The sequence below is a fragment of the Paenibacillus sp. Soil766 genome (genome assembly GCF_001428105.1).
Lineage (GTDB): Bacteria > Bacillota > Bacilli > Paenibacillales > NBRC-103111 > Paenibacillus_E.
In genome coordinates this window covers 66,521-81,550 of record NZ_LMSJ01000054.1, presented here as the reverse complement: position 1 = coordinate 81,550, position 15,030 = coordinate 66,521, and the positions used below count along the sequence as shown (strand labels likewise).

Here is a 15,030-nt window from a genome sequence, read left to right as displayed (position 1 = left end):
CATTCAAATCAGAGAGGATTGATTCTATGAAACGATATAAAAAGGTTGTGAATCGTCTTATTATAGCTGCGCTAATTGCTAGTTTCGTACCGCATGGTCTCTTGCCTGAGCAGCAGGCTCAAGCCGCAAATGACGCTAGGAATTCGTTGAATGTGAGTAAAACGGTGAATGCTCCGGTAATTGATGGGAAATTGGATGAGTCACTATGGTCAATTAGCCAAAGTTTAACGAAACAAACAGGGAGTGGTACGTTTAAGGATAGTAAATTCGGCATGCTCTGGGACAATAAGTACCTGTACATCGGAGTCAAGGCGGATGATGATAACCTGACTGCGGCAGGATCAGGGAATTGGTTTGACCAGGATAGCATTAATTTCTTTCTAGATCCTACGATGCATCAATCGACTCCTTATGCAGCAGATGATATGCAGCTTGGTTTTGTGTATCAGGCAGATTCCACCTCACCAGAGTTTCATTATGGTGCTGCCACAAACGGACAAAGCAGCAAGGATTCAAATAAGACCTTGAGGGCCATACAGAAGACGGCAACAGGCTGGTCCTTAGAAACTGCAATACCATGGGATATGTTGAAGATGGATCCTTTCTTTACGAAGAAGTTGGGCTTGGAAATTGGGGTAACGGACCGCTATGGGACAGAAGCGACACAGCAAAGAAACAGCTACTGGAGCGCATATCAGTCAAGCTCTTTCTGGAATGATACCACCGGTTTCGGTGTGATTAACTTAATCGATAGTAATCCAATTACAGATGCGGTGAACCCCGTGCTGCTAGAGGAGAATTTTGATGCGTATCCAAACGGCACAATTCCTTATGGATGGGTTTCTGATGTGAATGCGGGAAGTCCTTCGTTTACGGTTGTACAGGATACGTATGGCAATGGCAGAATCACTTTTGATGGAAAAGCCTCGGGTAAACAAGCGCGAATTGTAGCTCCAGTCCAATGGGACAACTACACAGTTGAAGCGGATATAAGATTTGAATCTGTGCTGAATAACATGAGATGGGCAGCACTGATGGTAAGGGTGCCTGCTTCAGGGGGAAATCCTTACAATCAAATGGCGGTTCGTCAAAACGGAACCTATGAATTCGCTTATCGCAAACCCGACGGTAGTTGGGCCCCGACACCAATCTCCGGCAGTTGGAGAGCACTAACATTAAACTCGGACTATTCGATGAAGGTTCGCGTTTTTGGTAATAATGTCAAAGAATATATGAAAGCCAAGTCAGATCCAAGCTACACGATGGTGACCGACACAACGCTGCCAACAGCGGTAGTTATGGAAAAAGGCAAGGTAGGGCTGCAAGTGGATCAAAGCAAGGTCTCATTCGACAACCTGAAAGTGACGCGAGTTTCGGCAGATCTGAAAAACCTCGTTGTACCTAGCACGATGGAAGTTTTTACTGGACCTGTGAGTGTCACTGGCAACGTATATTATTCAGACGGTTATAGTGAACCTATTGGAAGCAAGCCATTTAAGGTTTACTCCTCTGATGAGTCGATCATCAATGTCACAAATAATGCACTATATCCGCTTAAAGTGGGTAGCACCATGGTAAGGGTAATTTATGATAGTGCTGAGTACTTGCAAGAAATAACGGTGACTCCTAGTTCGGGGCCAGCAAAAGTAGTTTCTCTCACGCACGATAACGATTACTTTTTGGCTACAGTGAATCAACCATTACCCTTAAACTCAATAACGTTTCATGCAGACTTTAGTGATATTACGTCAGGTACAATAACCGGCAATGAATTGACTTGGACCTCTGGCAGCCCATCAGTCGTTGTGAATAATGGCAGCTTGAGCATTTCACAAAAAGGGGTGTATGCCCTGAGTGCCCAAAAAGATGGTGTTACGATATCCATGCTCGTCGTAGCCAAAGAAGCAACGGACAGCGAGTATGTGCTCTATGAAGAAAATTTTGACCAGCTAACGGATGGGACACTTCCAGCAGGCTGGAGCCGCAAAGAAGGGACGACAGCGAGCAAAGCCGTTGTTAAAGCAGGAGGGTTTGAAATCGATGCGGCAACGGCTCCAGACAATCCTTCGCGTGTGCTTCTGCCAGACTACCTAGGGACATTTGGTAATTATAAAATCGAAGCTGATGTGACGCATTTGCAAGCGAACGATGCAGCAAGATGGCATTCCATTATGTATCGCATTCAAAATAATGATTATCCGTATTATCAAATGGCGGTCAGAAAAGATGCTACAGCTGCAAATGGTATAGAGTTTGCTGAAAGAACCGCAGCGAATGCCTGGAACGTGATGGATACGGGGTCTTTTACGGAAGCCATTGATCCGAGCAAAATGTACCACTATACGGTTAAGGCATTTAACAATCGTGTGATGGAAATGATTAACGACAAGGTTGTTGTGGATACAGCTAATGCAGAATCGTATACGAAGGGTCGCATTGGCTTGCAATCAAACGGCAGTAAAATGAGGGTTGATAATATTCGGGTAACGTTGCAGCAGGATGCTCTTCCGCTCACGGCTACCGATAAATACGCCAGCGTTACAGAGCCTGCCACACAAATTGCGATGGCTTCTACCATTGTAACTGAGGTTACCCAAGCGGCCGATCTGACGAAATGGGCGGATGCTGCAACACCGGCTACGGCTATTTTACACGTGAACAACGAACTTAAAGTAACTAATCCAACAGGCGAAGTTGTCATTGGAAATCTAGAGGCCATTTTAGGTGAGTTTGGGACGAAGACGATGCCGGCATTTTATATCACGGATGAATCAACTGTCGATAACCTTATTACCTATTTGAAGGATAATCGCATCGAAGACGTATTCGTGATGTCTAATAACGGCGAGTTGGTTAAAAAAGCAAGATTAGCGTATCCGATTATTCGCGGAATTGTAGATTTTGGCACGATGTCAAGCTTTAGCCAAGAACAATTGCTGGAAATCCGCCAGACAACCAATGCAAGCCTTGCGCATATTGCTGTTCTTCCACAAAAGGCTGCAACGAGAGAGAATACGGACTATTTGCAAATGAGAACGATTATGGTCTGGGCAAAAGATGAATCGGCAGCCCCCGGGAAAAATCTATCTATACATACCTTGATTACGGCAGGTGTGAACGGCATCGTGACGGATACGCCAACTGCGGCTTTCACCGCACTGAGCGTATATAGCCAGAACAAGACAATGATTCGGAAGCCATATGTAATTGGACATCGTGGAATTCCGTCGGCTGCGCCGGAGAATACAATTGAAAGTAATCGCTTGGCGCTCGATTATGGGGCGGATTTTATCGAAAATGACGTCTACATTTCTAAAGATGGCTATCTCGTCATTCATCATGATGGAGAATTGGCGGGCACGACGAATGGAACGGGCAATATCGAGAAGTACACATTGGCCGAAATTAAGGCACTCAATGCCAACAAGCCTCATCCAACGGACTATCCAGATGTGAGAATTCCGACGTTGGAAGAACAAATTGATCTCGTTCAGCAACGTGGGAAAATGATCATGAACGAAATCAAGACTTCGACACCAGCAGCCATCGACGCTTTCGTCCAATTGATTAAAGACAAAAATGCCGAAGCTGACATCGATAACATGTCCTTCGTTGCCGCTCAGATTGTGCGTGTAAACAGCTTGATGCCGACGATGCCTTCAGGTCTCTTATCCAGCTTGTCTGGAGGGACAAGTGTCAAAGGGATGCTGCGGACTGTCCTTAGTTCGATTCAGCCATTGAATGCTACGTTTAATAATGGGTACGGCGGAATCTCGCAAAGCTTTATGGAAGCCGCTAAACATCGTGGGATCTTAATTTCGCCTTGGACACTGAATGATCGAAAGGCGTTTAATCAATTCTTCTTAAATGGTGCATGGGGATTAACGACCGATTATGCCAACTGGGCAGCCGATATGGCCGCAGCCATACGTCCGGAGAAGACGGAGTATACGTTTGCGAAAATGGAACAACTTTCGATTCAGGCTAGCGTGGCAACCTACAAAGGGGATACAACAACCATCGCACCTGAGATCGTTTTGTTGGATGGGCATAATTCCTTTGATGTAAACGGCAATGAGGTTACAGCGAATGGTAAGGGTTCAGGTGTAGCGCATGCGTTGTTACGATACACATACACGATGAATGACGGCAATAAATATGACTTGTATACACAGCCAATCACGCTGAGTGTGCCGAGTGAGCCAAGCGAGCCAAGTGTACCAGATGGCGACAGTGAGCAAAATGTAGGCAGCGGTGGTGTAGATACAGAAATCAAGGATGCTGCGTACACGGTGACAGATGCAATGATCCAAGCGGCTATCCAGCAATCGGGAACAGCAAATAAGTTGATCATAACCGTCCCTCTGAGTGAGCAAAAGGATCAAGCAGTTGCCATCCTGCCAGCAGCGACTCTTCAAACTATATTGTCGTCAGAGAATAATCATACAGTCGTTATTCAAAGCGAACTTGGTTCCTATGAGTTGAATCTATCAGCTGTAGATTTGCAAGCTTGGGCAGGGACGCTAGGAACTTCACAAGATAAGCTAAACTTGACCATTCATCTCAAATTGAATGAGGAGGCAGCTTCTGAGGCGACATCGCACGGGCTATCGGTTAACCAAGCCGTCGACTTTACGCTTATAGTAGGAGCAGATGAGGGGAAGAGTGCAGATGTTTCCAGCTTCTCAACGTTCATGGCTAGATCCATCAAGCTGGACGCCGGAACCGACACCAAAGCTATGGCTGCCGTACGCGAAGAGCGTGATGCTAATGGCAATACCGTGTATAACCCGGTTCCATTTATGATCCGTGGCAATGAAGTTGTCATGTACAGCCGGACGAACAGCACGTATCTCCTTATAGCGAACCCAGTGACATTTGGTGATTTAAACAATCACTGGTCCAAACAAACAGTAGAAGCCATGGCAAATAAATGGATTGTGCAAGGTGTTGGAGCTTCGAGCTTTGCACCGGACCGCCAAGTAACACGCGCGGAATTCGCCGTTTTGCTGGTGAGATCATTTGGCTTAACTTCATCAGAGGCGACAAAGGCAAGCTTCAAGGATATCAAAGCTACCGATTGGTTTGCGGCATCAGTTAATCTCGCAGTAAAATTTGGTCTTGTGGGTGGATATGAAGATCATAGCTTCCGCCCAGACGCACCCATCTCCCGCCAAGAAATGGCGGTTATGATTGACAGAGCATTACGCTTCGCAGGCTTCAACGCAGCGCTGCAGCCCAACAGCTCTGCCACGTTCAGTGACGAAGCCAATATCGCGGAGTGGGCCAAGGATGCGATCAGAACGGCTTCCTCGCTGCACATTATTAACGGCAGGGATGGTAATGCTTTTTCCCCGCTGAGTACCGGTACACGTGCGGAAAGTGCTGTCATGCTAAGCCGCATGCTGCAAGCTCTACATTTTTCAAATTAATTATATCGTTAACATCTCCTCCGAGCTCAAATTGGCGGAGGAGGTGTTAATACGTAGCAAATAAATGTTTGTTAAGGTTAAAGTGGGGGTGAGAGCGCATGTCGAGTAAATATCCAATGATCGCATCAGTGACGAAGGACGATCAGCTCGCAAAAGTTTTAGAAAGTGATATAACTCGAGTTAACTTAATGACAGGTCATATTGGCAATTTGGAATCCATCATGGAACAGCTTCACCGCGCAGGCAAACAGGTGTATGTACATTTGGAAATGGTAGGCGGTCTTGGCCGAGATGCACATGCGGTTGGGTATTTAGCAGAAAAGTTTAAAGTGGATGGGATTGTTACGACCAAATCCAACGCTATTGCGGCAGCTAAACAAGCTGGCATTAGAAGTATTCAGCGGATTTTTATTATTGATACGGCAGCGCTGCAAACGGCAGTCCGCATGATCAACAGCATACAACCGGATGAAGTTGAGCTTATGCCTGGTTTAATGCCAAGAGTGATCAAGGAATTGAAAAGCACAATTAAACAACCGTTGATTGTCGGAGGTCTTATTCGATACAAAAAAGAAATCGTCGAAGCGCTCGATAGCGGTGCAGACTACATCTCCATTGGGGATCCGAGCATGTGGAGTCGACACTAGGTTTACAAAATCATCAAATGCCCTTAATTTTCCGAGAACAATCTTCATCTATAGTAGAACTATGAATATCACAAGAACTGATACTTTGGGTCGAGACCAGGAGAAAACCCTTGTCCAGGAACATGTGAAAATAAGCAGGAGCATGCTTGTCATCCTCTAAAAAGGCTTATTTCCGTGTTTTTTGGATAAGGGTTATTTTTATTGAAAGCGAGGCAGTGCTGTGGCAGAAACATCTAGATTTCCTGAGCGTGGCAACGATAGCAAGAGTGGTATCGTGCCTTTTCAGCGAAAACATTCAGGGAAAAGCAGTAAGGAGTTGCATGCATTTAAAGGCTATTTATTCGATTTAGACGGTACGATCTATGCAGGCGGTAAGCTATTGCCAGGTGTGTTGAGTACAGTGAACTGGCTGCGTGAGCATGACAAATCGGTCATGTTCGTTACGAATACAACCATTCGGACCAAGGAAAGCGTGCAGATGAGGCTTAGCGAATTAGGCATTTCTTGCGAGGTGAATGAGGTGCTCACGGCCTTATGTGTAGCTGGGAAGTTCTTTCAAGAGCATGAGCCGGATGCCAACGTTCTGATGATAGGTGAAGCCCCAATGGAACAAGAATTAGCGCTATATGGCGTCAAGATGACGAAGGACCCGCTGCAAGCGACACATGTACTTGTCGGTTTAGACAGGCAGTTTACATTTGAGAAGCTAACGGCAGGTGTGAATGCCCTTCGAAACGGGGCCAAGCTGATTGCGGCTAATCCTGATCCCTTTTGCCCGATCGATGACGGGGTAATTCCGGATACGTGGTCTCTTGTCAAAGCGCTGGAAACGGCGAGCCTGCAGAAAACCGTTCGTATAATCGGGAAGCCCTCTGCTTATTACGCGCAAAAAGCGTTTGATCTGCTGAAAATCTCACCAGCACAATGCTTAATGGTTGGTGATCGATTATCAACGGATATTCAATTCGGGAATGCGAACGACATGTACACCGCGCTTGTATTGACAGGTGCTGACTCGAAGAATGACATCGTAGCAACAGGTATTGAACCTGACTATATTCTAAATCAGATTAACGAAATTAAACCAAGTAACCTTTAGGAGGAAAAAACAATGAAAAAAGCACTCGTCTCACTACTCATGGTCACGTTAGTTGCTACAGCTTGCGCGAAGGGAGAGAGCAGCACAGAAACCAAAACGGCTGCAGCACCGACGGCAAGCGCCGAAGCTACAGCAAGCACAAAGCCGGTTGAACTGCAATTTTACTTCCCAGTAGCGGTCGGTGGACCAATTACCAAGTTAATTGATCAACTTGCTGACGATTTTCATAAGGAAAACCCAACGATTACAGTCAAACCCGTGTATGGTGGCAGCTATCAAGATACGATGACTAAGGTTGCAACAGCTGTACAAGGGGGCAACTCACCTGATTTAGCCGTACTGCTTTCAACGGATCTGTACAGCTTGATTTCGATGAAAGCCATTGAGGATTTGACGCCTCGTTTCTCCAAGGACTATTTCAACGGTTTTTACGAAGCTTTTATGGGAAATACGAAGTCAGGAGATACGGTTTGGAGCGTACCTTTTCAACGCAGTACGATCGTGCTGTACTACAACAAGGATTTATTTAAAAAGGCAGGATTAGATACAGAGAAGGCACCAGCGAACTGGATGGAACTAAAGGAGTACGCAGCTAAACTCACGACTAGCGACAAATCGCAGTGGGGCCTTGAAATTCCTAGCACAGGTTATCAGTACTGGATGACGCAAGCACTTTCCCTTCAAACGGGCACGAACCTCGTTTCACCTGATGGGAAACAAGTGTTTTTCAACAAACCGGAAGTACTGGAAGCTTTGCAATTTTACACCGATTTAGGGCGCAAGGATAAAGTGATGCCAGAAGGTGCTCTCGAATGGGCAACCGTTCCTTCCGACTTCATTAGCGGGAAAACGGCGATGATGTTCCACACAACAGGAAATCTAACAAAAGTCAAAACAGATGCGAAGTTCAACTTTGGGGTAGCGTTCCTGCCTGCCAATAAGAAGTATGGTTCACCAACGGGCGGCGGCAATCTGTATGTGTTCAAAAATATTCCAGATGACCACAAAGCAGCATCCGTTAAGTTTATTCAGTTCTTAACACAGCCTGATCGAGTGGCGCAGTGGTCCATTGACACAGGTTATGTAGGCACTACCAAAGCTGCTTATGAGACGGACAAGCTGAAAACCTACATTAAGGATTTCCCACAAGCGGCTGTGGCAAGGGATCAACTGAAATATGCGGATAGTGAGCTTTCTACTTATCAGAATGGCCAAGTAACCAAGCTGTTTAACGATAATATCCAAGCTGCGTTGTTAGGAACGATGACCCCGAAAGAGGCTTTGGACAAATCACAGCAGCAAGCGGATGACATTTTGAAAAACTTTCAAAAATAGCAGCGATGGATAGCGTAACGAGAGGGAAGTGCTGGCTAACGGAGGTTATCTCCGTGTTATTGGCCGGTGCTTCCCTTCCGCTGGCTTTCACGAGTTGTGAGAAAGAGGGGATTTTATTCAATGCAACCGGCACTTCGTACAAAGAGCAAGATCAATTGGAAATTGCATGGTTTCGCCTATGCGCTGCTCATGCCCTCGCTGCTATTCTTAGGGGTATTCACTTTTTATCCTATTCTCAAATCGATCTATTGGAGCTTCTACAGCTCTGATTTCACGGACAAGACGTTTGTCGGGCTCGATCAATATGCCCATGTTTTTCAAGACGTTATCTTCCTAAAAGTATTGAAAAATAATGTGCTGCTGGCCATTGGTACAGTTCCTGTAAGTATCTTGTTGGCGATGTACGCAGCCATTTGGTTGAATAATAAGTTCAGAGGCACCGGTCTGCTGCGTGCGCTATTTTTCTATCCGACGGTCATTCCAATGATTGCTATTGCAAATATATGGTTGTTTATTTATACACCAACTTATGGATTGCTTGATAAATTTCTAAGCGTGTTTGGCATACCAGCTCCGCACTGGCTAGGCGATCCGCAATGGGTCCTATTTTCGATGATGCTCATGGTGATTTGGAAGGAAGCTGGCTTTTTTATGATTTTTTACTTGGCTGGCTTGCAGAATTTACCCAAGGAAGTATATGAAGCTGCAGAAATGGAGGGGGCGCGCCCTTTGCAGACTTTCAGAAAGATAACGTTCCCGCTCTTAATGCCGACAACGCTATTCGTTATGATTATTGCCACGACGAATTCTTTTAAATTAGTTGATCACCTGTATGTGATGACGAAAGGCGGCCCAAACAACGCAAGCAATCTGCTGTTATACCATATTTATGAGACGGCTTTTAGCTTTTGGGATATGGGAAAAGCCTCGGTTCTTACTGTCGTTTTGCTCGTTATTCTACTGAGTATTTCCATCTTTAACTATGCATTTCTGGATAAACGTATCCATTACTAGAAAGGGGTCAGCGTCATGGTCGTTAAGATCACCAACCGGCTTGTCATCGCGCTGCTGGCTATCGTTTTTGCGGTTCCGCTCATTTGGGCTGTTTTTACTTCGTTTACACCGTCCAGTGAAGTCATTACCCGTGTGAATCCCTTTGCAATTGAGCATCCAACATTTAAAAATTATAAGACGGCATGGCATACCATTTCTTTTCTTCGCTACTACTCCAATACGATCATCATCGTCATCGGGGTGCTGGCTGCACAGCTGATAACGGCTACCCTTGCCGCCTATGCGTTTGCTAGATTGAATTTTGCTGGCCGAGGCATCATGTTCATGCTGTTTCTAATCCAAATTATGATTCCACCTGATATTCTCATTTTTCCGAACTATACAATCATGAAAGATCTGGGTCTTGTTGACACCAAATTAGCGATTATGCTGCCCTATTGGGCCTCCTCGTTCAGTGTTTTCCTCCTCAGGCAAACGTTTAAGCAAATCCCAATGGATTTGGACGAGGCTGCGAGAATGGATGGCTGCCGTTGGTGGCAAATACTCTGGCACGTCTATCTGCCTTCAGCCAAGTCGACCTATTTGGCCTTTGGCTTAATCTCCGTCAGTGCACATTGGAATGATTTCATGTGGCCGCTTATCATAACGAATTCCATCGAAACGAGACCTTTAACTGTAGGGATTGCAGTCTTTGCCCAATCGTTTGAGACGGGAGCGCAATGGGGGACAGTAACGGCGGCTACTGTGTTGGTGATCCTGCCTCTTCTCACAGCATTTTTCGTGTTCCAACGTCAGTTTGTGGAAAGCTTCATGCATTCGGGGATCAAATAATAAGGGGCATTGCAATCGATGCAATAATTGATCTAGCATGCGCCAGCCATTACAATGGAATTAAGATGTTAGGCAACTATTTTGGAGGTGCAGGAATGGCTGATCAAGCAGGAATTCAACCGTTTATTTTGGATATGGACGCTAATGGGAATTCATTCACCGTACATGCGGCACTACTTTGGGACGAGCAGGATGTCATCCTTGTTGATACGGGTATCCCTGGCCAGTTAGGACTCATTCGCGAGCAACTTGCTGCAGCATCCTTTCCTTTTGACAAGCTGACGAAAATCATTATTACGCACCATGATATGGATCACATCGGCAGTCTGCCAGATCTGGTCAACGCTTCAGAAGGACGGATCGAAGTGCTGGCACACGAACTAGGCAAGCCTTACATTCAAGGGGAAATACCTACGGAGAAACGCAAGATTTTGGTCACTCCGACTAACGTGGATGTGACGCTTCAGGATGGGGATGTTCTCCCTTATTGCGGCGGCATTCAAGTCATTTATACACCTGGGCATACACAGGATCATATCAGTCTGTATCACCCGAACAGCAAAACATTAATTTCCGGAGACGCACTGACGTCGCAAGACGGCGTACTGATGCCTCCAAATCCTCAGTTCACGCCGGATATGCCGTTAGCGCTCGAATCCGTAGCAAAGCTGCTGAACTATGACATTGAAACTGTCATCACATATCATGGTGGCATTTGTACGGATAATATTAAAGAGCGTCTTGCTCAAATTGCACAAGGTCAGGCATAGGAGTACGCCATGGATCCCAAAGTCAAACAAGCTTTTGAGACGACACTTCATCACTGGGGGGTAATGACCTCGTATCAAAGTGATGAGAAGGAAGCTGTAGCCGATCAATTTCAATCTTCGTTCTATGTATTTATTGATACGGTCCGTGAGTGGGTGCTCCGTCAAGAACCGATGCCTCTAACCCTGGATGATCTGCTTGGAAATGAAATGATTCAACATATTTTCGATGAGCTGCCTGCGCCTTTGCATTTGAATTTGGAGACGGAATTAGAATTGATTCTAGATCGGGTAGAACGCGTGGATGAAGAGAAGTACGATTGAGGAATGACTCAACCCATGGGATCTATGGTGTTGGGTCTTTTTTATTTTGAGATGAAATCCATTGTTTTCTCTCTCACCATGATGGTAAAGTGATTGCAAGACAATCATGATCTCACAGGACACATCTTATGTAAGGGATTGAGAAACCATGAGGCTAATCATTATCGAGGATGAGCAGGAGATCTTGCAAGGTATGGCAGAGGCTGTGGCTGCGATTGCCACGGATGAATTAGAAATCTTCACCGTTACGAATTCGGAAGAAGCGACAGAACTGATTAGACATCATAAACCAGAAATCATTATTTCTGATATTGTCCTGCCGCAACAATCGGGGATTGATATGCTGCAAGCGATTCAAATGCCAGACTATCATCCCAAAATCATTATGGTAAGCGGTTACAGTGACTTCCAATATGCGCAGCGCAGCATGCAGCTGGGTGCGATGGATTATTTATTAAAGCCATTCTCGAAAGAGGAATTTAGTACGAAAATCAAGCAGGTTATCGAAATGATTGAAGGCGAGCGAAGGAACGACCAGTACATCTCAGGGCAAATGAAACAGGCGGAACTGGGGAAGAAGCTGCTCCAGAATAAATTCTTGCTAAGCTTATGTATGACGCCAACTGTCTTGCAGGAGCATATTTTCCACCGCTTGCAAATGTGGGAGCTCACTTGGCTCGCGAATGCCAATTTTTCTGTGATTGCCCTGGATATTGTGCGGCAAGATCGGACGAATCTCGTGGATAAACAAGCGGAGTTAGAAAACTTTGCCGTTGGGAACATTACGGAGGAACTGATCGAGAGTTTTCAACCATCAGTCGTGTTCCCGAATATCCATCACAATTGGATACTGATTGCGCCTAGTGAAGTAATCGAGCAGATGGTGGCGGAGGTTCAAACCCAAGTATGGCAGTATCAAAAGTTAACGTTAGGCTTCGGAATAAGTGAAGAACAGTTCTCGTTCCAGAGCATTTCGACAGCGTACCAACAAGCCTTGAAAGCTTTGAAGATGGTCTATATGACTCCGGGCCATAACGTCCATACATATGCTGAGGAGCTTCAGTCCGACCAGGAGCCGAGTCGATTGTCGTTCGAATTAGCTGCGAGCGGCATGCTGCAGGGGGATTTGGAGCAAATAAGCAAGACGGTCGATCATATTGTCAGTTATTACGTCTCCGCCCAGGAAGTGAAGGATTACCAAGATGTATCGAAGAAATGCCTGGAATGGATATTGAATTTGCATAGTGTGCTGCGGGATAAATATGCGGTTCCAGTGAATCAAATTCCGATGTCCCTGTGGGAAGATCTTGAGCAGTGCGAACAATTGGAACAATTAAAGGCACTCATGCTCAATTACTTAACGGGTGTGGCCAAGCGAGTTGCTAGCAGTCATTCCAATGCGATTATAGAAAAGGCTAAGAACTTGTTGGACACGCAGTATGCGCAGCATATCACTCTGCAGAGTGTCGCGGATCAGTTAGCGATTCATCCCGTATGGCTCAGTCAGTTGTTCAAGAAAGAGACGGGCACGAACTTTTTGGATTATATGACGGAGCTGCGCATGGAGCAATCGAAGAAGCTGCTGCGCGACAGCCAGTTGAAAATATATGAAATTGCCGAGCAAGTGGGGTATCAAGATTTGCAGTATTTCGGCAAGCTGTTTAAGAAGCGGACAGGGCAGACCCCGAAGGAGTTTCGATACGGAAAATGAACTTATTTCAAAAGCTGCTGCTGCCCTTGATGGTCGCTATTTTTATCCCTGTTGTACTACTGGGGTACCTGTCCTATGAGCGTTCGAAAATGCAAGTGGAGGACGTCACGTCCGCCTTCCTGCAGGATAATCTCCAGCATAATACGGAGAAAGTGAATGAGTTTCTGAGAGAGCTGGATACAGCTGGATTTCGTGTCATTGGCTCATCGAAGCTGCAGCGCATGCTGCAGAATCCGCCGCCTCTGGACTTTTTTCAAGAAGCGGAATTCATCACGGAGATGAAAGGAATTACGGAGGAGCTCCGAGGGGCCTATGAGTTGTTCATTTTGCCGAATCATTATGAGAACTATCCGAATTATATGAATAGCCATTCTTCTTTCGGGTTGGAGCTGACAAAGGAGCGAATCACGAAATCCTTCGAATTAGGCGGAAAAGCCTACTGGGCTTTCGAGACGGGGCAAAGCGGAGCGTCCAAAGATCTCTATTATGTCCGGGCGATACGCACCCTCACTGATTTTCAGAATGCCGGTGTGATGGTGTTCAAAATATCGCATACGTGGATGACTAAGCAACTGATTACGCCTTCGCAATACCCGCGTTTCCGATTGCTGCTAGCGGATGGTCAGGCGAATGTCCTTGCTTCTAATTTGCCGATAGGGCCGGAAGAGTCGGTTTCGCTGCCAACATCTACCCTTCAAGGTCAGAAGAGTACGTTCGAAACAGAGCTGATGCAAGGGAAATCGTATTATGTCGCTTCTCAAGCTATAGCCGATAGCGGGAAGGATCTGTGGAGCCTGATTGCCACCATTCCAGTATCTGATTTAACGGTTCGGATTGATGGGATTAAAATATTTACCTTCTGGATGATCGTTGGGAGTCTTTTTATTATTTTCGTCATGCTATTCTTCATTGTTCGCCAGTTCACCACACCGATCCAAGAGGTTGTCCGGCATATGCGGCAGGTTCAGCTGGGGCGACTGCTCTATTTCAAGAAATTTGCTACGAAGAAGGATGAGATCGGGCAAATGGTGCGTGGCTTTAACTCGATGATTCAAGGGATGGAGGGTCTCCTGCAGACGACGAAAGAGATTGAATCCGAGAAGCAGCAGCTTCAGCAGCGGATGTTGATTAACCAAATCAATCCCCATTTCCTCTATAACACACTCGATTCGATTAAATGGAAAGCAGAGTCCGCGCATGAGCAAACCATTGGCGACATGGTGACGACACTGGCTAATATGCTTCGGTTCAGCATGAATGAGGAGAACGAATGGACAACCATTGAGCGAGAGCTGGAGCATGTGAGGAACTATATTAAAATTGAGCTGCTACGCAATAATCAGGCTTTTCAGGTCTTATTTGATGTTCAACCATCGTCACTCCATCTGAAAATATTAAAGCTGCTCGTTCAACCGTTATTAGAGAATGCTGTGAGGCATGGCATGAATAAATTAACGGAACGTAAGGGAAAAATTTTGGTTACGGTTTATCAAGAAGCTGAAGATCTCGTTATCCTCGTTGAGGATAATGGGAATGGCTGCGAAGCGGACCAGTTAGAAGATTACAAATGGACGACTCCTGTCCAAGGCGCTACCGAAGGCGGTATTGGGCTATATAATGTAAATAGAAGGCTGCAATTGCACTACGGTCGCCACTATGGCGTAGAGGTAGAAAACAAGGTGCCACACGGCTTTAAAGCGACGTTGCGTCATCCAATTCTGGAATCAACGGACTAATTAACGGAAAGCGAGGGAATGTGTCCTTGCTTTTTTTGCCTTAAAAATGTCATGTGTTTCTTTAATTCTGACCTGTTACCCCGTTATTGGAAAAAGCTTATCATAAATCTATCAGGAGGCAAGGTCAACCAGAT

General features: G+C 45.7%; 10 protein-coding genes. All 10 read left to right on the top strand.

What is annotated here, in order from left to right; genetic code table 11:
• Positions 1-26: 26 nt before the first annotated feature.
• Positions 27-5,432, top strand: coding sequence for a glycerophosphodiester phosphodiesterase family protein (locus tag ASG89_RS29840; protein ID WP_057314991.1), 5,406 nt, complete (start codon positions 27-29; stop codon positions 5,430-5,432).
• A gap of 98 nt (positions 5,433-5,530) precedes the next feature.
• The gene (locus tag ASG89_RS29835) at positions 5,531-6,079 is read left to right on the top strand and encodes a glycerol-3-phosphate responsive antiterminator (RefSeq protein ID WP_057314990.1); all 549 of its coding nucleotides are present in this window, start codon (positions 5,531-5,533) and stop codon (positions 6,077-6,079) included.
• 220 nt (positions 6,080-6,299) lie between these two features.
• Positions 6,300-7,178 (top strand): HAD-IIA family hydrolase, encoded by an 879-nt coding sequence (locus tag ASG89_RS29830; protein WP_235549980.1) that lies wholly within the window; start codon positions 6,300-6,302, stop codon positions 7,176-7,178.
• A gap of 12 nt (positions 7,179-7,190) precedes the next feature.
• Positions 7,191-8,513: an ABC transporter substrate-binding protein gene (locus tag ASG89_RS29825; RefSeq protein WP_057314989.1), complete on the top strand. Its 1,323-nt coding sequence runs from the start codon at positions 7,191-7,193 to the stop codon at positions 8,511-8,513.
• A gap of 120 nt (positions 8,514-8,633) precedes the next feature.
• Positions 8,634-9,527 carry a carbohydrate ABC transporter permease gene (locus ASG89_RS29820; RefSeq protein WP_057314988.1) on the top strand — a complete coding sequence of 298 codons (894 nt, stop codon included), beginning with the start codon at positions 8,634-8,636 and terminating at the stop codon, positions 9,525-9,527.
• Between the two features lie 15 nt (positions 9,528-9,542).
• The gene (locus ASG89_RS29815) at positions 9,543-10,358 is read left to right on the top strand and encodes a carbohydrate ABC transporter permease (RefSeq protein ID WP_057314987.1); all 816 of its coding nucleotides are present in this window, start codon (positions 9,543-9,545) and stop codon (positions 10,356-10,358) included.
• Between the two features lie 95 nt (positions 10,359-10,453).
• Positions 10,454-11,128 (top strand): MBL fold metallo-hydrolase, encoded by a 675-nt coding sequence (locus ASG89_RS29810; protein ID WP_057314986.1) that lies wholly within the window; start codon positions 10,454-10,456, stop codon positions 11,126-11,128.
• A 9-nt stretch (positions 11,129-11,137) separates the two neighbouring features.
• A complete protein-coding gene (locus ASG89_RS29805; RefSeq protein ID WP_057314985.1) occupies positions 11,138-11,449 on the top strand; it encodes a hypothetical protein in 312 nt (103 codons plus the stop codon).
• Between the two features lie 148 nt (positions 11,450-11,597).
• Positions 11,598-13,160, top strand: a complete 1,563-nt coding sequence (locus tag ASG89_RS29800; RefSeq protein WP_057314984.1) for a response regulator — start codon at positions 11,598-11,600, stop codon at positions 13,158-13,160.
• On the top strand, positions 13,157-14,896 hold the full coding sequence (locus ASG89_RS29795; protein ID WP_057314983.1) for a histidine kinase: 1,740 nt from the start codon (positions 13,157-13,159) through the stop codon (positions 14,894-14,896). Before ASG89_RS29800 ends, ASG89_RS29795 begins: the two co-directional genes overlap by 4 nt.
• Positions 14,897-15,030 lie beyond the last annotated feature (134 nt).